17 protein-coding genes are annotated in these 19,613 nt (G+C 65.8%); 11 read left to right on the top strand and 6 right to left on the bottom strand.

Annotated elements, in window-relative coordinates:
• Positions 1 to 37: 37 nt before the first annotated feature.
• Positions 38 to 1,260, bottom strand: a protein-coding gene (locus E8E95_RS04970) for an IS3 family transposase (RefSeq protein ID WP_280347810.1) whose coding sequence is annotated in 2 segments (ribosomal slippage) — positions 38 to 915 and positions 915 to 1,260 — 1,224 coding nt in all. Because the reading frame shifts where the segments join, the coding sequence is not laid out codon by codon here.
• A gap of 180 nt (positions 1,261 to 1,440) precedes the next feature.
• On the opposite strand from E8E95_RS04970, the gene E8E95_RS04965 reads away from it, so the two are divergent.
• The 4 genes from E8E95_RS04965 to E8E95_RS04950 are packed head-to-tail and all read left to right on the top strand — an operon-like array spanning position 1,441 to position 5,927.
• Positions 1,441 to 2,796 carry a pitrilysin family protein gene (locus E8E95_RS04965; RefSeq protein ID WP_280348604.1) on the top strand — a complete coding sequence of 452 codons (1,356 nt, stop codon included), beginning with the start codon at positions 1,441 to 1,443 and terminating at the stop codon, positions 2,794 to 2,796.
• Positions 2,789 to 4,276 (top strand): pitrilysin family protein, encoded by a 1,488-nt coding sequence (locus E8E95_RS04960; RefSeq protein WP_280348602.1) that lies wholly within the window; start codon positions 2,789 to 2,791, stop codon positions 4,274 to 4,276. Before E8E95_RS04965 ends, E8E95_RS04960 begins: the two co-directional genes overlap by 8 nt.
• Positions 4,276 to 4,893 carry a 16S rRNA (guanine(966)-N(2))-methyltransferase RsmD gene (rsmD, locus tag E8E95_RS04955; protein ID WP_280348601.1) on the top strand — a complete coding sequence of 206 codons (618 nt, stop codon included), beginning with the start codon at positions 4,276 to 4,278 and terminating at the stop codon, positions 4,891 to 4,893. The genes E8E95_RS04960 and rsmD overlap by 1 nt, the downstream gene beginning before the upstream one ends.
• 14 nt (positions 4,894 to 4,907) lie before the next feature.
• Positions 4,908 to 5,927 carry a hydrolase gene (locus E8E95_RS04950; RefSeq protein WP_280348599.1) on the top strand — a complete coding sequence of 340 codons (1,020 nt, stop codon included), beginning with the start codon at positions 4,908 to 4,910 and terminating at the stop codon, positions 5,925 to 5,927.
• Between the two features lie 10 nt (positions 5,928 to 5,937).
• On the opposite strand, the gene E8E95_RS04945 is transcribed toward E8E95_RS04950, so the two are convergent.
• From E8E95_RS04945 to E8E95_RS04925, 5 genes are all read right to left on the bottom strand, one after another.
• Positions 5,938 to 6,978: an HlyD family efflux transporter periplasmic adaptor subunit gene (locus E8E95_RS04945; RefSeq protein ID WP_280348597.1), complete on the bottom strand. Its 1,041-nt coding sequence runs from the start codon at positions 6,976 to 6,978 to the stop codon at positions 5,938 to 5,940.
• Between the two features lie 8 nt (positions 6,979 to 6,986).
• Positions 6,987 to 9,071, bottom strand: a complete 2,085-nt coding sequence (locus E8E95_RS04940; protein WP_280348595.1) for a TolC family protein — start codon at positions 9,069 to 9,071, stop codon at positions 6,987 to 6,989.
• A 4-nt stretch (positions 9,072 to 9,075) separates the two neighbouring features.
• Positions 9,076 to 10,404 carry a glycosyltransferase gene (locus tag E8E95_RS04935; RefSeq protein ID WP_280348593.1) on the bottom strand — a complete coding sequence of 443 codons (1,329 nt, stop codon included), beginning with the start codon at positions 10,402 to 10,404 and terminating at the stop codon, positions 9,076 to 9,078.
• Between the two features lie 2 nt (positions 10,405 to 10,406).
• Positions 10,407 to 11,801: a diguanylate cyclase gene (locus tag E8E95_RS04930; RefSeq protein ID WP_280348591.1), complete on the bottom strand. Its 1,395-nt coding sequence runs from the start codon at positions 11,799 to 11,801 to the stop codon at positions 10,407 to 10,409.
• A gap of 83 nt (positions 11,802 to 11,884) precedes the next feature.
• Positions 11,885 to 12,550, bottom strand: coding sequence for a TetR/AcrR family transcriptional regulator (locus E8E95_RS04925; protein ID WP_280348589.1), 666 nt, complete (start codon positions 12,548 to 12,550; stop codon positions 11,885 to 11,887).
• Between the two features lie 260 nt (positions 12,551 to 12,810).
• On the opposite strand from E8E95_RS04925, the gene E8E95_RS04920 reads away from it, so the two are divergent.
• The 7 genes from E8E95_RS04920 to ggt all read left to right on the top strand — a co-directional run bounded on the left by E8E95_RS04920 (position 12,811) and on the right by ggt (position 19,517).
• A complete protein-coding gene (locus E8E95_RS04920) occupies positions 12,811 to 14,241 on the top strand; it encodes a coniferyl aldehyde dehydrogenase (protein ID WP_280348587.1) in 1,431 nt (476 codons plus the stop codon).
• A gap of 28 nt (positions 14,242 to 14,269) precedes the next feature.
• Positions 14,270 to 14,815 (top strand): twin-arginine translocation pathway signal protein, encoded by a 546-nt coding sequence (locus E8E95_RS04915; RefSeq protein ID WP_280348585.1) that lies wholly within the window; start codon positions 14,270 to 14,272, stop codon positions 14,813 to 14,815.
• Between the two features lie 40 nt (positions 14,816 to 14,855).
• Positions 14,856 to 16,451, top strand: a complete 1,596-nt coding sequence (locus E8E95_RS04910) for a GMC family oxidoreductase (RefSeq protein ID WP_280348584.1) — start codon at positions 14,856 to 14,858, stop codon at positions 16,449 to 16,451.
• Positions 16,452 to 16,475: 24 nt separating this feature from the next.
• On the top strand, positions 16,476 to 16,862 hold the full coding sequence (locus E8E95_RS04905) for a phosphopantetheine adenylyltransferase (protein ID WP_280348582.1): 387 nt from the start codon (positions 16,476 to 16,478) through the stop codon (positions 16,860 to 16,862).
• Positions 16,863 to 16,935: 73 nt separating this feature from the next.
• Positions 16,936 to 17,415 carry a pantetheine-phosphate adenylyltransferase gene (gene coaD, locus E8E95_RS04900; protein ID WP_028629060.1) on the top strand — a complete coding sequence of 160 codons (480 nt, stop codon included), beginning with the start codon at positions 16,936 to 16,938 and terminating at the stop codon, positions 17,413 to 17,415.
• A 143-nt stretch (positions 17,416 to 17,558) separates the two neighbouring features.
• Positions 17,559 to 17,810 (top strand): YfhL family 4Fe-4S dicluster ferredoxin, encoded by a 252-nt coding sequence (locus E8E95_RS04895; RefSeq protein ID WP_280348580.1) that lies wholly within the window; start codon positions 17,559 to 17,561, stop codon positions 17,808 to 17,810.
• Between the two features lie 3 nt (positions 17,811 to 17,813).
• Positions 17,814 to 19,517 (top strand): gamma-glutamyltransferase, encoded by a 1,704-nt coding sequence (gene ggt, locus E8E95_RS04890; RefSeq protein ID WP_280348578.1) that lies wholly within the window; start codon positions 17,814 to 17,816, stop codon positions 19,515 to 19,517.
• Positions 19,518 to 19,613: the final 96 nt, after the last annotated feature.

Below are 19,613 nucleotides of genomic sequence, written 5' to 3'. Positions count from 1 at the left end.
TGGACTTGCCCCTATCAAACCGGACACCGGTACCCCGTTAAGTTGATGCCTCAGCCAAGCGTCTGAACTCCCGAGGTGAGCGGTAGTTCAGTGCGCTGTGCGGATGTTCCTCGTTGTAATGCTCGAAGGCGATGGCCAGGTTGCGCAGGGCCGTCGCTCGATCGGGCTTGGGCATGTGGCGGATATAGTCGCGCTTCATGGTCTTCACGAAGCTCTCCGCCATCCCGTTGCTCTGTGGGCTGCACACCGGTGTTGTCAGAGGTAGCAGGCCGATCTGCCGGGCAAAGACCCGGGTCTGTTCGGCGGTATAGGCCGAGCCGTTATCGCTCAGCCATTGCACCGGCGACGCAGGCAGCTCGCTACCGAAGCGTTGCTCGACGGCTTCCAGCATCACGTCGCGGACATCGTCGCCACTGTAGCCGTGTGGGCTGGCCACCCAACTGATGGCTTCGCGGTCGCAGCAGTCCAGAGCGAAGGTCACGCGCAGTTTGTCACCATCCTCGCAGCGGAACTCGAAGCCATCCGAACACCAGCGGGTGTTGCTTGTATCCACGGCGACACGACCTTCGTGACGCCGCGCCACACCCGGCTGCTTGCGACGGCGTTCCAGCAACAGATCGTGATCACGCATGACGCGGTAAACCCGCTTCACGTTGACCGGTGGCAGGGCCTGTTGCTCATGCTGCCGACGCAACAGACCCCAGATCCGACGATAGCCATAGCTGGGCAGGGCGCCGACTGCCTGCTGGATCTGCTCGACCAAGGTCACATCGTTGAACGCTCGGCGCCGACGAGGCCGCAGCCCTGGAGCGGGTTGTTTGAGTCGAGCCGTCAATTGCGAGCGCGCCACACCGAGACTCTCACTGACCGCCTTCACTGGTCGTCCCCCGGCAACAAGGGTGAGTGCGCAATCCATTTTCGCGAGCGGGCGATCTCCACCGCTTCCTTGAGGATCTCGGCCTCCATGGTCTTCTTGCCCAGCATCCGTTGCAGTTCGCGGATCTGCTTGAGGGCATCGGCCAACTCGGAGGCGGGCACCACCGCTTCACCGGCACTGACCGCCGAGAGGCTGCCGTCCTGGTAGAGCTTGCGCCAGTGGAACAGTTGGTTGGGGTTGATGCCGTTGCGCCGGGCCACCACCGAGACGCTTTGCCCGGGCTCGAGACTCTCGCGCACCATGGCCAGTTTTTCCTCGACGCTCCAGCGGCGACGCCGCTCCTGGCCGAGCACTTCGATGGTTTTGTCTTTGCTGGTAGTCATAAACACAGTCGTTTGCCTATCCCTTATGGTAAGGGGGAAACGGTGTCCTGTGTTTCAAGGGGCTCGTTCACCGACCAAGCACGACACGATCATACGTGTCGCACAGGATGGGGTATCCTAGCACCTCTTCGCCCGCAGGCGGTACGACCGCCGGGGCCGTCCGATAGGTCAAGAACATCAATGAAAGCCATTGCCCGACAAGCCGCCGGCTTGCTGTATTGCGCTCTCTGTCTGCCCGTTTTGGCTATCGCTGCAGACAATCAGCCCACCCACGAGTTCACCCTGGACAACGGCCTCAAGGTCGTCGTCCGTGAAGACCATCGCGCCCCCGTGGTGGTGTCCCAGCTCTGGTACAAGGTCGGCTCGAGCTACGAGACGCCCGGCCAGACCGGTCTCTCCCACGCTCTCGAACACATGATGTTCAAGGGCAGCCGCAAACTCGGCCCCGGCGAAGCCTCGCGCATCCTGCGGGAGCTCGGCGCCGAGGAGAACGCCTTCACCAGCGACGACTACACCGCCTACTACCAGGTGCTGGCCCGCGACCGCCTGGGCGTCGCCTTCGAGCTGGAAGCCGATCGCCTCGCCAGCCTCAAGCTGCCGCCGGAAGAGTTCACCCGCGAGATCGAAGTGATCAAGGAAGAACGCCGCCTGCGCACCGACGACAAGCCCACCGCCAAAGCCTTCGAGCGTTTCAAGGCGATGGCCTATCCGGCAAGCGGTTACCACATCCCCACCATCGGCTGGATGGCCGACCTCAACCGTATGAAGGTCGAGGAGCTGCGCCACTGGTACGAATCCTGGTACGTGCCGAACAACGCCACCCTGGTGGTAGTCGGCGACGTCACCCCGGACGAGGTCAAAGGCCTCGCCGAGCGCTATTTCGCCAACATTCCCAAGCGTGACGTGCCGCCCGCGAAGAAGCCGCTGGAGCTGGCCACCCCCGGCGAGCGCCGCCTCAACCTGCACGTGCGCACCCAGCTGCCGAGCCTGATCATGGGCTTCAACGTGCCGGGTCTCGCCACAGCCAAGGACGCCCGCCAGGTCCACGCCCTGCGCCTGATCTCCACCCTGCTCGACGGCGGCTACAGCGCGCGCCTGTCCAGCCGACTGGAACGCGGCGAGGAGCTCGTCAGCGGTGCCTCCGCCTGGTACGACGGCTTCCCCCGTGGCGACAGCCTGTTCGTCATCAGCGCCACCCCCAACGTGCAGAAGGGCAAAACCCTGGAGCAGACCGAGGCCGGCATCTGGCGCCAGCTGGAAGACCTGAAGAACACCCCGCCGAGCGCCGACGAACTCAAGCGCGTACGCGCCCAGGCCATCGCCGACCTCGTCTACCAGCGCGACTCCATCACCAGCCAGGCCACCACCATTGGCCAGCTGGAAACCGTCGGCCTGTCCTGGAAACTGATGGACCAGGACCTCGCGGCCCTCGAAGCCGTAACGCCTGCCGACATCCAGGCCGCCGCCAAGACCTTCTTCACCCGCGACCGCCTGAGCGTCGCCCACATCCTTCCCGAGGAGGCCCGCAATGAGTGAGCGAAACGGCCTGCGTTACGGCCTGCTCGGCCTGGCCCTGATCGTCCTGCTCGGCGTACTCGGCTTCGTCGCCAACCGCCCGGACACCACCGCCACCGCCGAAACCGCCACCCCGGCACCGGCCGAGGGACTGCAATCCCTGGCAGAGCTGGGCGGCAAGGCACCCAGCCGCCGTAGCCTGGACATCCAGAGCTGGACCACGGCCGAAGGCGCCAAGGTGCTCTTCGTCGCCGCGCCTGAGCTGCCGATGTTCGACCTGCGCCTGACCTTCGCCGCCGGCAGCAGCCAGGACGGAACTACATCCGGCCTGGCGACCCTCACCAACGCGATGCTCAACGAGGGCGTAAAGGGCAAGGACGTCACCGCCATCGCCCAGGGCTTCGAGAGCCTGGGCGCCGAGTTCGGCAACGGCGCCTACCGCGACATGGCCATCGCCAGCCTGCGCAGCCTCACCGCCCCCGAGCAGCGCGAGCCCGCCCTGGAACTGTTCACCCAGGTGATCGGTGCGCCGACCTTCCCTGAGGATTCCCTGGCGCGGATCAAGAACCAGATGCTCGCCGGCTTCGAGTACCAGAAGCAGAACCCCGGCAAGCTCGCCGGCCTGGAACTCTTCGAGAAACTCTACGGCCAGCACCCGTATGCGCACCCCAGCGAAGGCGATGAGAAGTCCGTACCCGGCATCACCGTCGCCCAGATGCGCGAGTTCCATCAGAAGGCCTACGCCGCCGGTAACGTGGTGATCGCCGTCGTCGGCAATCTCACCCGCGCCGAAGCCGAAACCATTGCCAGCCAGGTATCCAGCGCACTGCCGAAAGGTCCTGCCCTGGCCAAGCTGCCAGAGCCGGATGCGCCCAAGGCCGGTATCAATCACATCGAGTTCCCGTCCAAGCAGACCCACCTGATGCTGGCCCAGCTCGGCATCGACCGGAATGACCCGGATTACGCCGCGCTTTACCTGGGCAACCAGATCCTCGGCGGCGGCGGGTTTGGCACGCGACTGATGGAAGAGGTGCGCGAAAAGCGCGGCCTGACCTATGGCGTCAGCTCCGGCTTTACCGCCATGCAGGTACGCGGCCCGTTCATGATCGGCCTGCAGACCCGCGCCGAGATGAGCCAGGGCACCCTCAAGCTGATCCAGGACATCGTTCGCCAGTACCTGGCAGACGGCCCGACCCAGAAGGAACTGGACGACGCCAAGCGTGAGCTGGCGGGCAGCTTCCCGCTGTCCACCGCGAGCAACGCCGACATCGTCGGCCAGCTGGGCGCCATCGGCTTCTACAACCTGCCGCTGACCTACCTGGAAGACTTCATGGCCAAGGTCCAGGCGCTCGACGTTGCCCAGGTGAAGGCCGCCATGGCCAAACACCTGAACCCCGACCAGTTCGTCATCGTCACCGCCGGCCCCACCGTTCCCCAGAAGGACCTGCCGCCGCCCACCGACAAGCCCGCCGAAATGCCCAGCGGCGTACCGGAGCACTGATGCGCAAGCCGACCCCCAGACCCGCCACGCCGAAACACGGCGGCCAGGGCCAACTCCGCATCATCGGCGGCGAATGGCGCTCGCGGCGTTTCGCCTTCCCCAACGGTCCCAGCCTGCGTCCCACCCCCGACCGGGTACGCGAGACGCTGTTCAACTGGCTCGCACCCTATATGGAAGGCGCGCGGGTCCTGGACCCCTTCGCCGGTAGCGGCGCCCTCTATCTGGAGGCGCTGTCCCGGGGTGCCGCCGAAGCGCTGGCGCTGGACCTGAATCCCGACTCGGTCGCCGCCTTGCGCGGCCATCTGGACACGCTGCGCTGCGGCAGGGGCCAACTGCTGCAAAGCGACGCCCTGCGTTATCTGGACACCCAGTCCTCCAGCGCTTTCGACGTCGTATTCCTCGATCCGCCGTTCAACCAGGGCCTGCTGCAGCCCGTTTGCGACCTCCTGGAGAATCGCGGCTGGCTCGCACCCCGCGCCTGGGTCTATACCGAAAGCGAGAACGCGCCCTCCGCGCTCGGTCTACCGGGTAACTGGCGCCTGCACCGCGAGAAGAAAGCCGGCCAGGTGTACTACGCCCTGTGGCAACGCTCGGCCGGGGAATCCTCCGACGCCTGATCGACGGCACACCGATGAACCAGTTCCACTCGCCCGTGACCACTCGCGCCGGCTTCCAGCCGGCCTGGTGGTTGCCGGGGCCACATTTGCAGACCCTATGGTCGCCCTTCTGTCGCAAGCCACCTCGGCTTTCCCGGCAGCGGGAGCGCTTGTGGCTGGACGACGGTGATTTCCTCGACCTGGACTGGCATGGCCCCCACGAAGCCGATGCACCGCTGGTGCTGGCCCTGCACGGTCTGACCGGCTCATCCGGCTCCCTGTACGTGCTTGGCCTGCAGCAGGAGCTGGCCGCTCGCGGTTGGGCCAGCGTCGCCATCAACTGGCGTGGCTGTTCGGGCGAACCCAACCTGCTGCCCCGTGGCTACCACTCGGGTGTCAGCGAGGATCTGGCGACCGCCGTCCAGCACCTGCGCGCCAGCCGCCCGCTCGCACCGCTCTATGCGGTGGGCTATTCGCTGGGTGGCAATGTGCTGCTCAAGTACCTCGGAGAAACCGGCGACGACTGCGGCCTGCAAGGTGCGGTGGCGGTCTCGGTGCCCTACCGGCTGGACCAATGTGCCGACCGCATTGCGCTCGGCTTCTCACGGGTCTACCAGGCTCATTTCATGCGCGAAATGGTGGCTTATGTGAAGAACAAGCAGCAGTCGTTCGCGCATCAGGGCCACGGCGAACACCTGTCCACCCTGGAACGCCTCGGCTCGCTGGAAAACATGCGTACCTTCTGGGACTTCGACGGTCGCATCACCGCGCCACTGCACGGTTTCAGCGATGCGCACGACTACTATCGCCGCGCGTCCAGCCGCTACTACCTGGGCGGAATCCGCATTCCCACCCTGCTGATCCAGTCCGCCGACGACCCCTTCGTCTTCCGCCACAGCCTGCCGGAGGCCCATGAACTTTCGGCCTCGACCCGCATGGAGCTGCATGCGCGGGGCGGCCACGTGGGGTTCATCGAAGGATCGCCGCAGCAGCCCGCCTATTACCTCGAGCGGCGGATTCCGGACTGGCTTGCGAGTCAGACAACGGAGCGCTGAACGCTGGGGCTCAGTGATCGCTGGCCCAGCTGTCGAGCCAGCGCCAGCGATGGGGGAAGCGCGCCTTCAAACCCAGACGGTCCACACGCCAGAACGCCGGCCACTCCCCTTTTACCCGCGCCAGCAAGCGCAGGTTGCGGCTCGGGGCGCTGAATGCCTCGCGCAGCTCCACCGGCACAGGAGCGGCGTCCTCCACCATGCGCACCACCTCGGCAGGCAGCCAGGTGCCGTCCGGTAGGCGCAGCCGGAAAGGCTGGCCTGGAGAGGCATAGACGGCATCCCGCGGGTCGAGATAGACCCAAAGTTCGGCGTCGCCCAGACGCTGCAGGCGCATCAGCGGCGTCCCGGGGCCGACGTTCTCGCCCTCATCCACCAGCACCTCGCTGATCACCCCGGACTCACCAGCCTTCAGCTCCAGCCCATGCAAGCGTGCTTGCAGCCAGTCGCTTTCCAGTCGGCGTTGACGCTCCAGAGTGTCGTCCACCGGTTGCGACTCTCGCCGCTCGAATTGCAGCAGGTCACGCTGGCGTCTGTCCCGCTCGTCCTGGGCCTGCTGCACCTCACCCCGGGTCGCGGCACCGGCGGCGAGCAGCCCGCGCAGGCGTCCCAAGCGATCCTCCGCACTGGCCAGAAGACGCTCCAGGGCCTGACGCTCCTGCTCCGGCAAGGGCCGATTCCCGGCAGGCTGTCGCGCCTGGGCGGCGGAGTCACCGAGCAGGGCAAGTCGACCGCGCCACTCGGGGTTATCCATCTTCACCAGCAACTGGCCGGCCTCGACCCGGTCGCCGGGCCTGGCCAGCACGCGCTCCACCTGTCCAGCCTCCCTCGCCCGCAGCTCGGTGGACGGCAGGTGCAACTGCACCGGCGCCTCGATCAGCCAGAGGCCGAGGAACTCGCGCCCGACCAGGAACAGCAGCGGACTGGTGACCGCGAGCAGGATCAGGTACCAGCGCAGCTTGAAGGCCAGGCGCTTACCGGGTGCGTAGAGCACCTTGAGCCCCTGCTCCTGGGTGGGCTGCTGTTCCTTGGGGCTGGAGAATCGAATCTTCATGGCCTGACTCAACGGGGGAAATGGGTCCAATCCTGCCAGTCGACACCGGTGATACCGGCGGGCTGCAGGCGCGTGCGCCAACGCTCGAGCTGTTCCCGCAACTGCGTGCGCGATGCCCCGGCCCAGGATTCCTCAGCCGGTAGCTGGGGCTCGACACTCTGGGCCAGACGGAAGCGCAGTGCCGGCCAGCGCCGGGCGATGGATTCAGCCAGTTCGGCGCTTCGGGCGGGATTACGGGTGTAGATCATCAGGTCGACCTGCCGCACGCCGCGCTTCGGCAGGGCACAGGGCACGCAGGTCGCGCCGGCAACTGGCTCGGCGAACCAGCGGGGATGGCTGGACAGCTCCAGCGGCCAAGACACGGCCCCGGACACGGCGCCCAAGGTGTCCAGCCAGTCCTGCATGCGGCGGTCGGGCACCGGCCAGCCGAGTTGCTCCACCTCAAGATCCAGATGCAGGGCATCGAACGGCAGCCCCTTGAGCTTGCCGAGCAGATCCAGCAAACCCGGGCGCCCAGCGGGCTCCAGCCAAGCCGGATCACCCAGCAGCAAGGCCACCTGCAAGCCTTGGCCGTGGGCTTCATCAAGGGTGTCCTGCAGTTGCTTGCGCAGGGCCGGGATGTCGGCCACCTGCCCAGCATCGAGCCCCAGGTACAGTCGCGTCATGCCGGCGCGGCGCAGTTCGCGCAGCTCCGCGTGACGAGTCGCGGGATTCAGCAATGCCCCGCTTTTCCACAGGTAAACACCCGGACTCCAGCCCGTCGAGCCGACGCCCTTCGGCGCCGCCCCAACCACACCCAGGGCCGTCCAGTCGAGACGCTGCGGCCCCAGCAGGCCAGCCAGGGCCTGGTCATCGTCGACAAACAGTCGCAGAGCCGCTTCGCGCAGCCAGGCAGCGTGCCAAGCGGCAATCAGGCGCAATCCGCTGTTGTAGCGCTCCAGTTCCACAGCCAGTTCCTCGGCCGCGCTCTCGGAAACCGAGCGCTCGGCGCGCAGCCGCTGCTCCCGCAGGGCCTGGTCTGAAACGGCTAACTGCTCGCGCTCTCGATCCAGGTCCAGCGCTGCCTGGCGTTGGGCCTGCAGGGTTTGCCCAAGGGACTGGAGCAATTGCTGGCGCTCGGCCTCCAGCTGCGCCAGGGCAGCTTGATGGCGCGCCTCACCTTCGCGATTGCGGGCCCGGCCGTAGTTCATCAGGTCGAAGGGCGCGGACAGACTGAGGGCGGCCACCAGCCCGTCGCCGCTCTTGCTAGCGCCGCTGCGTGACTCGTAGCTCTGCGCAACGCTGAAGCTTGAGTCGACGCTCTCGTACCAGGGCGATTGACGATTGCGCTCGGCGTGGCGCAGTTCGTCCTGTTTCTCTTGCAAGCTCGGGTGACCCTCCAGGGCCTGACGCCAATTGGACAACGGCAGCACTTGCGTTGACAGCGATTCCGCTTCGGCCTGTTGACCAGGGCCGATCTCCATACCCGCCAACCCGGCCAGGCTGGCACGGGTGTCTTCCACCAGGAGCGCGCTCTGCCGGCAACGCTGCTGGAGACCCTGCCACTGGCCGTCCAGCAATCGCGCCTGCGAAGGCAGCAGCCAGCCGCCCTGCTGACGCCGGGCCAGGCGCTCACGAGCCGCCTGGGATGCAGGCAGCAGCCCCTTGCACCAGCGCTCTTCCTGCTCGGCGCGCCACCAGTCGGCGTAGGCGCTGCGCAAGGCCAGCCGTTGCTCCGCCAGGCGCAACAGGCGCTGCGCCTGCTGCCGCTGCTGCTCAAGCTCCACCGCCGATACGGCCTGCACTTGTCGACGCAGGCTGCCAAGCAGCGGGTGGCGCAGGCCGAGGGCCAGGTCACGCCCGTAATAGTCGTCACGCAGATCTTCGGTCACCAGTTCGTGATAGTGCCCGGTACTGCCGGAGCCGAACCACTGCCAGCCCGCCTCGGCTTCGCGCTGTTCCTTGAGTGCATCCAGCGCCCGCAGCTCGGCCGCCTTGGCCTGCAGCACGGCCCCGTCTTCGGCGCGGTCCAGCACCTGGGCCAACGGCAGCACTTCGGCCCGGACCATGCCGGCGGCCAGCAGCAGTGTGCAGAAAAGAAATGGACGAATCATGAACTCAGAACCTCTTGGCCCTGCGCAGCACCCACCAGGGCGCCATGCTGGTTTCCTCATGGCCGCGACGCAGGGCCTCGTTGAGCATGGCCACCGCGCTCCACATGCGCATGACCAGCATGAACAGCGGGAAGACGAAGACCACGGGGAACAATCGCAGGTCCAGGCGCGGCCGCTCGGACACCAGGGCCAGCATGGCCACATAGAGCAACAGCGTCATGCCCAGATAGACCAGGTAGATGAGGGCGGCCAGGGCCAGGAAGCGCGGCCAGGGCAGCACCAGGGGCCCGGCCAGGCAATAGCCGGCGATGATGAAAGGCAGTACCAGCTGGAAGAAGAAGCCGGTGATCAGGGTCATCAGGAAGTTCGGCCAACCCAGCAGTCGCGGATTGAAGCTGTGGCGATGCTTGCGGATGTAGAGGAAGTACAGGTCACCGTCCCAGCGCAGGCGCTGCTTGAGGAACTGCAGGAAGGTCACGGGGGCGTCGGTATGGCCGATGGCGCCGGGCTCGAAGGGAATTCGCAGAGGCCTGCGGCCGAAGTAGTTCTTGATCCGCAGGGTGATGTCGAGGTCTTCCGCGGTGTGGGTGTCCCAGCCGCCGATCTTGTCGAGGAAACTGCGGCGAAACGCGCCGAACGCGCCGGATACGTTATTCACCAGGTTCCATTCGCTGAGACCGATCTTGGCCATATGGATCGACAGCTGATACTCCAGCGCCTGCATGGCGGTGGTGAGCGAAGCCCGGGCATTGCGCACGCGAAGGCTTCCTGCCACGGCCGGAACGTCCGGGTCGGCGAAATGACGGACCATCTGGCTGACCATGTCGTTGTCGAAGGAGGTGTCACCGTCCAGGGCCATCACCACTTCGCCGGTGCAGTGCGCCAGCCCTGCGTTCAGGGAGGAGACCCGGCCGCCGCGCTGCCACTTGGCAATGGGTCGCAACAGGCGTCGCGGATAGAGCTGCGGATCGACGCGAAAGTCCCGCACGGCCTGCATGGTGGGCTGGTTCACGGCAGCTCCGTCAACCACCGGAATCATCTCGATGTAGCCGGGGTAGGTCTGCTCGCACAGGCTGCGCAGGGTCGTCTGGACGTCCCGACCCTCGCTGTAGCAGGTGATGATGCAGGACACCCGCGGCCGATAGGTGCTCTGCTGGGGCAACTCGAATGGCTTGCGGACGAACCAGCGCAGGACGCCGATCAGCACCAGCAGGTTGAGCGGCAGCTCCAGCAGCAGGAAGGCCGGCAGCAGCATGAAGGCACCCTGCAGAATGCCATCGCTCCTGGCGAACTCGCCGAGGAGCAGCAGCCACTGCTCGACAAAGGCTTCCATGCTCAGCCCAACTGTCCGCCCAGACGCGCCAGCAGCAGGGCAGCGTCTTCCTGGTCCTGCTGATCATCAGGAGCCGTGAAGACGGCCAACCGCACCTCGATGGGCGTCGCCTGTCCGGCGGTCAGGCGTTCCGCGCCCTTGATCAGGCGCTTGCGCACCACCTCCAGGCCGATGGCATCGGTGTGCGGCATCAGCAGCCAGAGCACCTCCTCGCTCAGCCGGCAACAACGATCGGTTTCCCGCACGGCTTCCTGCAGGCGCTCCACCAGCCCGTCCACCAGCGCGTGGCCGCGCATCTCGCCGAGTTGGGAGAGGGTTTCCAACAGGTTGACGAAACGCAGACCGAGTAGGGAGAAGGCCGGCTCCCGGTGCCGTCGCGTCAGTTGCAGCTGCCAGTTCAGCAGCTCGAAGAAGGCCTGGCGTGGCAACAAGTTGAGGCTGCCGAAGCGCTCGAGGTTCGTCGCCCCGGCGCCAAAGCCTTCCCGGCATCTCAGGCGCCCGGCCTCGGCCAGGCGGAAGTGGCGTATCTCGCGCACGCGCAGCTTGTCGGGCGCGTGGGATTGGCCGCAGTCCAGGCAGCGCGCATCCACGGCGGCATCGACGAAAAAGGCCTGGCAGTTGCGGCAGCGGTAGTTCTCCAGCGGACGGTCGTAGTCGCTGCCAATATGGCGAAGACGGGTCAGGCAGTTCGGGCAGAGCAGCACGCCTTCCTTGAGGAAGTGTTCCTGGGGGCCGACGTGCCCGCAGGTGAAGCAATGCAGCGAAGGCTGGCGACCGATGTCCAGGGCCTGGCACTCGGGACAGACATCCACGTAATTGAGGCGGCCCGAGCCACAGCTGGTGCACAAACGCAGCCTGTCCTGCAGCTCCCCCTCCTCCAGCCAGCCCTGCTGGCTCATCAGCTGTAGCCAGGAGAATTGATTGATGGTCTCTTCGTTGCCCAGGACTTCCATCAGCGGATAGCGGTAGTGCTGGGGCACGCCGGCATCACGCACTGCAAGGACTTCACCACGTGAGCGCAGCCAGAGCCACGCCATCACCCGTTCCTCGAAGCGTTCCGGGGCGGCTCCGCGATTGAAAAGGCCAAAGCGCTCGCGCCAGAGGCGCCAAAGGGGCGTGATCGCACCAGGGTCGGCCGGCGGCGGGCCGTCACCCAGGGCAATGCACCAGGGATCCTGGTCCTGGCAGCAGTAAATCAGACTGAAGCGATAGCGAGGATCGAGGCGCAGGCTCCGCAAGGCCTGGCCCGCCTGCGCGCCCGGCAGGTCGACCAACAGCACATCGGCTTCGGAATCGGCCTGCAGGCTCGCAAGATCGGTGTAGCGTTCCAGCTCAATGCCAGGGAATCGATACGAACCAGCGCCAAGTAACGCAATCCTGGGTGTAGTTCTGGACATGGATAAAACTCAAGCATTCCTTGGCTCAATTTTCTCACTATAGACGCGCCCCTTCGCCTTAACACGCGTCAATGTTTCCTCGATCAGCTCGGTACCACCTGCTCCAGTGGTACATACAGTTTCTCGTACAGGGCCTTGACCGCAGGCTGGGCTTCGGGCGCGAGGTAGCCACCTTCCAGCGCCAGCACCTGGTAGATGCCACGGCGCAGCAGTTCCTGGCTGAGGTCGGCGGCATCGCCTCGGGTGGTACAGAGGAAGCGCACCCAGGAGGTGACGATGATCCAGCTGTTGAGGGTCAGGGCTTCAACCTGGGCAGGACTCATCAGCAGGATGCCGGCGCCGACGAAGCCGCGGTAGATGCCCTGGGCATGATCCAGGCAGCGCTGGGCGAACAGGCGATAGCGCGCGGCAAGCTCGGCATCTGATTCCAGCAGGTGTTCCAGGTCCCGGTGCAGGAAGCGGAAATCCCACATGGCCGCCAGCAGCGACTCCAGGTAGAAGGTCTTGTCTTCCACCGTCACCGGGCGACCTTCCGGCAGGCGCAGGAAGCTGTCCACCCGCGCCTCGTAGAGTCCGAACAGCTCGGCGATGATCTCCTGCTTGTTGCGGAAGTGGTAATAGAGGTTGCCCGGCGACATGCCCAGGTGAGCGGCGATGTGGTTGGTGGTGACGTTGCGCTCGCCCTGGGTGTTGAACAGCCCGAGGCTCTCCAGAACGATACGGTCGCGGGTCTTGGGTCTTGGGGACATCAGGTGGAAATTCCTGCAAATCGATGGAACGCGGCGAGCGCTAAAGGTACACCGCAAGACGCTCCGGAAACACCCGGTGTTACCGGGACCCGACACGCCCAGCTTTTCGATGGGCTGCCGGCGGACGGGTCACAGGGCAAGCTAATTTGACAGATTAGAGCAATTGCTCTAAAAATCCAGCGACATCACAAGAACAGAGCCTTACCGTATCCGTACAGCGGATGCGAACGGCTCGTCCGGAGCCGCCGAGGAGCAGCGCCATGGTCGCCGACATCGCTTACCTGCAACAGACCCAGCAGCAGATCAGCCAACTGGAGTCCCTCTTCCAGCGCCAGCGCGAAGCCTTTCGCGCCAACCCCATGCCCAGCGCCGCGCAGCGCATCCAGTGGTTGAAGGCGCTGCGCGACCTCCTGTTCACCGAGCAGGACGCCCTGATCGCCGCCATCTCCCAGGATTTCAGCAACCGCTCAGCGGATGAGACGCTGCTCGCGGAGATCATGCCCAGCCTCCAGGGCATCCACTACGCCAGCAAGCGCATCCGCAAGTGGATGAAGCCTTCCCGTCGCAGCGTCGGCATGGCGTTCCAACCGGCTTCGGCCAAGGTGGTCTACCAACCGCTGGGTGTCGTCGGCGTCATCGTGCCGTGGAACTACCCGCTGTTCCTGGCCATCGGCCCACTGGTGGGCGCGTTGGCGGCGGGCAACCGGGTGATGATCAAGATGAGCGAATCCACCCCGGCCACCGCCCAGCTGCTGCAGGATCTGCTGGCGCGCGTCTTCCCTGAAGACCTGGTCGCCGTAGTCCAGGGCGAGGCCGAGGTCGGCGTGGCGTTCTCCCGCCAGCCCTTCGATCACCTGCTGTTCACCGGCGCAACCAGCATCGGCAAGCACGTGATGCGCGCCGCCGCCGAGAACCTGACCCCGGTAACCCTGGAACTGGGCGGCAAGTCGCCGGCCATCGTCTCCGCCGACGTGCCCCTGACCGACGCCGCCGAGCGCATCGCCTTCGGCAAGACCATGAACGCCGGTCAGACCTGCGTGGCCCCGGACTACGTCCTGGTTCCGGAAGACCGCGTCGACGGCTTCGTCGAGGCCTATCGCCAGGCCGTGAAGGGCTTCTACCCGCAGCTGACCGACAACCCCGACTACACCGCCATCATCAATGACCGCCAACTGGGCCGCCTCAAGGGCTACCTGACCGACGCCGAAGCCAAGGGCGCGCGTCTGGTCCCGCTATTCCCCGAAGCCCAGGGCCGTCGCCTGCCACACACCGTCGTGCTGGGCGCGACCGACGACATGAAGCTGATGCAGGAGGAGATCTTCGGCCCGCTGCTGCCCATCGTCCCCTATCGCGCCATCGACGATGCCTTCGCCTACATCAACGATCGTCCGCGCCCGCTGGCCCTCTACTACTTCGGCTATGGCAAGGCCGAACAGCAGCGCGTGCTGCACGAGACCCATTCCGGTGGCGTGTGCCTGAACGACACACTGCTCCATGTGGCCCAGGACGATATGCCCTTCGGTGGCATCGGCCCGTCCGGCATGGGCCACTATCACGGCCATGAAGGCTTCCTGACCTTCAGCAAGGCCAAGGCGGTGTTCATCAAGCAGCGCTTCAATGCCGCGAAGCTGATCTACCCGCCCTACGGCAAGGCCATCCAGAAGCTGGTCTTCAAACTTTTCGTCCGCTGAACCGGGCCTTCGCAGGCAGATAACAAGAATGAGCGAAACCATCCTCGACGCGCCGGGGCTCTCCCGGCGCAACCTGCTCAAGGTCGGCCTGTTCGGCTCGGCCTTTCTCGCCACCGCCGGAGTGACCGCCAGCCTCACCGGCTGCTCGGCCAGCGTACCCGCCAGCGGTTTTGCCGTGCTGCGGGACTCCGACCTTCCCTTCCTGCGCGCGCTGGTGCCGGTGATGGTGGACGGCGCCGTATCCATCGAACAACTCCCGGCGGCGGTGACTGGCACCCTGCAAAGCCTGGATTACGCCCTGCACCGTCTATCGCCGGAAATGCTCAAGCTGACCCTGCAGCTCTTCGACGTGCTCGCCCTGCCGGTCACCCGTGGCCCGCTGACTGGCGTCTGGGGCAGCTGGGAGAAGGCCAGCGCCCAGGACGTCCGCGACTTCCTCACGCGCTGGGAAAACAGCTCCATCGGCCTGCTGAAGATGGGCCACGCGTCGCTGCTGCAACTGGTGATGATGGCCTGGTACGGCCGGCCGGAATCCTGGGCCCACTGCGGTTACCCCGGCCCGCCCAGCGTGTGATCCACGCCCATAACGACAAGAATTCGCTCGAGACCCTGACATGCCTGTACCCGATCTGTTCGCCGAAGGCCTCGCCCGCGGCTGGAAAACCCACAACGGCTCGCGACTGGAGCAAGACCTGACCCTGGAAGCCGACGTTGCGATCGTCGGCAGCGGCGCCGGCGGTGGCACCACCGCGGAAATCCTCAGTGCTGCAGGCTTCAAGGTGTTGCTGATCGAAGAAGGCCCGCTCAAGACCAGTTCCGACTTCAAGATGCAGGAGGCCGAGGCCTACCCGAGCCTCTACCAGGAAGGCATCGGCCGCATGACCAAAGATGGCGCCATCACCATCCTGCAGGGCCGCGCCGTGGGCGGCACCACGCTGGTGAACTGGACATCCAGCTTCCGCACCCCCGACCTGACACTGCAGCACTGGGCCAGCGAACATGGTGTTAAGGGGCTATCGGTGGCCGAGATGGCGCCCTGGTTCGAGAAGATGGAACAGCGCCTGGGCGTCGCGCCCTGGGCGATTCCGCCCAACCCGAACAACGATGTGATCCGCCTTGGCTGCGAAAAGCTCGGGCTGCACTGGAAGGTGATTCCGCGCAATGTGCGCGGTTGCTGGAACCTCGGTTACTGCGGCATGGGCTGCCCGACCAACGCCAAGCAGTCGATGCTGGTCACCACTATTCCCGCCACCCTGGAAAAAGGTGGCGAGCTGCTCTATCTGGCCCGTGCCGAAAAACTGCTGATCGAGGGCGACAAGGTCACCGGCATCGAATGCCTCGGCCTGGACGAGCGCTGTGTGGCACCCACAGGCCGCAAGATTACCGTCAAGGCGCGCCATTATGTGCTGTCCGGCGGCGGCATCAACACCCCCGGCCTGCTCCTGCGCTCCAATGCACCGGACCCGTACGGCCGCACCGGCAAGCGCACCTTCCTGCATGTGGTGAACTTCTCCGCCGCGCAGTTCGAGCGGGTGATCAACCCCTTCTACGGCGCGCCGCAGTCGATCTATTCCGACCATTTCCAGTGGGATGACGGCGCCACCGGACGCATGTCCTACAAACTCGAAGTGCCGCCACTGCAGCCCGCGCTCACCAGCACCCTCCTTGGCCGTTTCGGCGTCGACAATGCGCTGCGCATGGAACAGCTGCCGCACACCAACGTGATGCTGGCCCTGATGCGCGACGGCTTCCACCCGGACAGCGCCGAGGGCACGGTGGAGCTGCGCGGCGACGGCAGCCCGGTGCTCGACTACCGCATGACCGACTACACCTGGGACGGCATTCGCCGGGCGTACCACGTCATGGCCGAGATCCAGTTCGCCGCAGGGGCCCGCGCGGTACTGCCCATGCACAACGACGCCGACTACGTGAAGACCCTGGCCGAAGCCCGCAGCCTGATCGACAGCCTGCCGCTGGAGCTCTACCGCGCCCGCCTGGGTAGCGCCCACGTGATGGGCGGTTGCGCCATGGGCGAGGACCCGAAGCAGGCAGTGACCGACAGCCTGGGCCGGCACCATCAGTTGGCCAACCTGTCGATCCACGACGGCTCGCTGTTCCCCACCAGCATCGGCGCCAACCCGCAGCTGTCGGTCTATGGCCTGACGGCTAAGCTGGCCAGTGACCTGGCCGAGCGGCTGGGCAAGGTGTAACGGCTCCCCGCGAGGACAGGCCCCATGGACAAGTTCCTCTCCGCCCTGCTGATCGTCGCCGGCATCATTCACCTGCTGCCGATCAGCGGCCTGCTCGGGGCTGAACGACTGGCGGCGCTCTACGGCGTGCCATTCAGCGAGCCCAACCTGCTGATCCTGATGCGCCACCGTGCGGTGTTGTTCGGCCTGCTCGGCGCGCTGCTGGTCTGGGCGGCCTTTCGTCCGGCGCTGCAATCTGCAGCCATCCTGGGCGGGCTGGTGAGTGTGCTGTCGTTCCTGCTGCTGGCCTGGCTTACGCCTGGCTACAATGCCGCGCTGCGCAAGGTGGTGATCGCCGATTGGGTAGCGCTGGCCTGCCTGGCAGTGGCCATCCTGCTCTGGCTACTGCGCCGGCCGGGGTCGACCGGATGAGCGCACTTCTTGGCCGCGCGGTTTCGCTGCGCTACCATCCGATTCCCTTTCGGTCCCCTGCCAGGACGTCGCGATGAACCGAGTGTTGTATCCGGGCACTTTCGACCCCATCACCAAGGGTCACGGCGATCTGATCGAACGCGCTTCGCGCCTGTTCGATACCGTGATCATCGCCGTTGCCGCGAGCCCGAAGAAGAATCCGCTGTTCAGCCTGGAGCAGCGTGTGGAGCTGGCGCGCGAAGTCACCAAACACCTGCCGAACGTCGAAGTGGTGGGCTTCTCCACCCTGCTGGCGCACTTCGTCAAGGAGCAGAACGCCAATGTGTTCCTGCGTGGTCTGCGCGCCGTTTCGGACTTCGAGTACGAATTCCAACTGGCCAATATGAACCGCCAGCTGGCACCGGACGTGGAGAGCATGTTCCTCACTCCGTCGGAACGGTATTCCTTCATCTCCTCCACGCTCGTGCGTGAAATAGCGGCCCTGGGCGGCGATATCAGCAAGTTCGTCCATCCGGCTGTCGCTGCGGCATTGGCCGAGCGTTTCAAACGCTGAGCACGGGCTTCTGCTGAAGGCTCGCAAGAGCCTCGCCCCGCACCCCTGGCGATCGGCGCGTGCGTCGATCGCGGCAATCCGGCACAATTCCGCTAATTTCTGTTAAAGGCCGCCGCTGCATGGCGACGGCAGGAGTTGTTCCCATGTCCCTCAAGATCACCGACGACTGCATCAATTGCGACGTCTGCGAACCCGAGTGCCCGAACGGCGCGATCTCCCAGGGCGAAGAGATCTACGTGATCGACCCCAACCTGTGCACTGAATGCGTCGGCCACTACGATGAACCCCAGTGCCAGCAGGTCTGCCCCGTCGACTGCATTCCGCTCGACGAAACCCATGTCGAAAGCAAGGATGAGCTGATGCAGAAGTACCTGAAGCTCACCGGCAAGGTCTGATCCATGGGCCGCCCGGTACGCGGCGCCTACCGTGGCGCGCTGCTGGCGTCGCTGCTCCTGCTCGCGAGCGTGTCCCAGGCCGCCGAACCGGGCCGCGCAGCAGTTGCCACGCCCCATCCGTCTGCCACGGTAGCCGGCCTGGAAACCCTGGCGCAGGGCGGCAACGCCTTCGATGCCGCAGTCGCCATCAGCGCCGCACTGGCAGTCGCTGAACCTTACGGCTCCGGCCTCGGCGGCGGCGGTTTCTTCCTGCTCCGCAAGGGCGGCGACAAGCCCACCTATCACTTCCTCGATGCCCGCGAACGCGCCCCCCTGGCCGCTAATGCACGCCTGTATGTCCGCGACGGCAAGGTGGACCCGGCCCTGTCCCTCAATGGCCCGCTGGCCGCCGCCATTCCCGGCTTGCCTGCCGCCCTGGCGGACCTCGCCGGCCGCTACGGCCGCTTGCCCCTGGCCGACAGCCTGACACCAGCCATCCGCCTGGCCCGTGACGGCATCTCGGTGGATCGGATTTACCGCGAGCGCGCCTCCTGGCGACTGTCGTCCATGCGCGACGACCCGGAAACGGCGCGGCTGTTCCTCGACCACAAGGGTGAAATCCCGGAAGAGTTCAGCCTGCTGCGCCAGCCGGAACTGGGCAACACCCTCGAACGCATCGCCCGTTACGGCAAGGCCGGCTTCTACAGCGGCCTCACCGCCGAAAGGCTGGTGCAGGGCGTGAACGCCGCCGGCGGCATCTGGAGCCTGCGCGACCTGGCCGAATACAAAACCGTGGAACGCCAGCCGATCCGCTTCGGCCTTGTCGATGGTCGTGAGCTGATTGGCGCCCCGCCGCCCTCCGCCGGCGGCATCGCGCTGGCCCAGAGCCTGGCCATGTTGCAGGAACTGCCCTGGCGCAAGGCCGACCGCGTGCAGCGCACCCATTACGTGGTGGAAGTCCTGCGCCGCGCCTATCGCGACCGTGGCCTGCTCGGCGACCCGGATTTCGTCGCCATTCCCCAGACCAAGCTGCTCGACGCCAGTTACCTGAAAGACCTCGCCAAGGGTATCGACGCCCGCCGCGCCACCCCGAGCAGCAGCCTGCCGCCGTCGCCACCCTTGCATGAAGGCGACCACACCACACACTTCGCCGTCATCGACAAGGACGGCAACGCGGTGGCCGCCACGCTGTCCATCAACCTGCCCTTCGGCGCCGCGTTCACCGTGCCCGGCACCGGCGTTCTGCTGAATGACGAGATGGACGATTTCGCGGCGAACCCCGAAGGCGCCAATGCTTACGGCCTTGCCGCCAGCCAGGCCAATGCGGTGGGCTCCGGCAAACGCCCGCTCTCGTCCATGAGCCCGACCTTCATCGAGAGCGAAGGAGAATTCGCCGCCTTCGGCACCCCGGGCGGCAGCCGGATTCCCAGCATGGTGCTGTTGTCAGTGCTGGAGTATCTGGATGGTCAGCCAGTGAACCGCTGGCCAGCGGTGGCGCGCTATCACCACCAGTACCTGCCGGACCAGATCGAGCACGAACCGGGCGCCTTCAGCAGCAGCGAAACCGCCGAACTGCGCGCTCGCGGCTACAGCCTCAAGGCGCTGGAACGCAACTACGGCAACCAGCAGGTGCTGTTCTGGAACAAGGCCAAGGGCAGCCTCGAAGCGGCCAGCGACCCACGCGGCCTCGGCCTATCCGAAATCCTCGACATCGAGAAGTTGAAGTAGGAGCGAATTCATTCGCGAAGGGCCGCCCCAGCGGCCCGTTGCCCCAAGCCAGCACAAGGGGTCCGCATTGCGAATGAATTCGCGCCCACGAGAATA

The organism is Pseudomonas sp. BN414 (assembly GCF_029871275.1).
GTDB classification, from domain to species: Bacteria; Pseudomonadota; Gammaproteobacteria; order Pseudomonadales; family Pseudomonadaceae; genus Metapseudomonas; species Metapseudomonas resinovorans_C.
The sequence above is the reverse complement of the archived record's forward strand: the minus strand, read 5'-3'. Positions and strand labels throughout refer to the sequence as shown.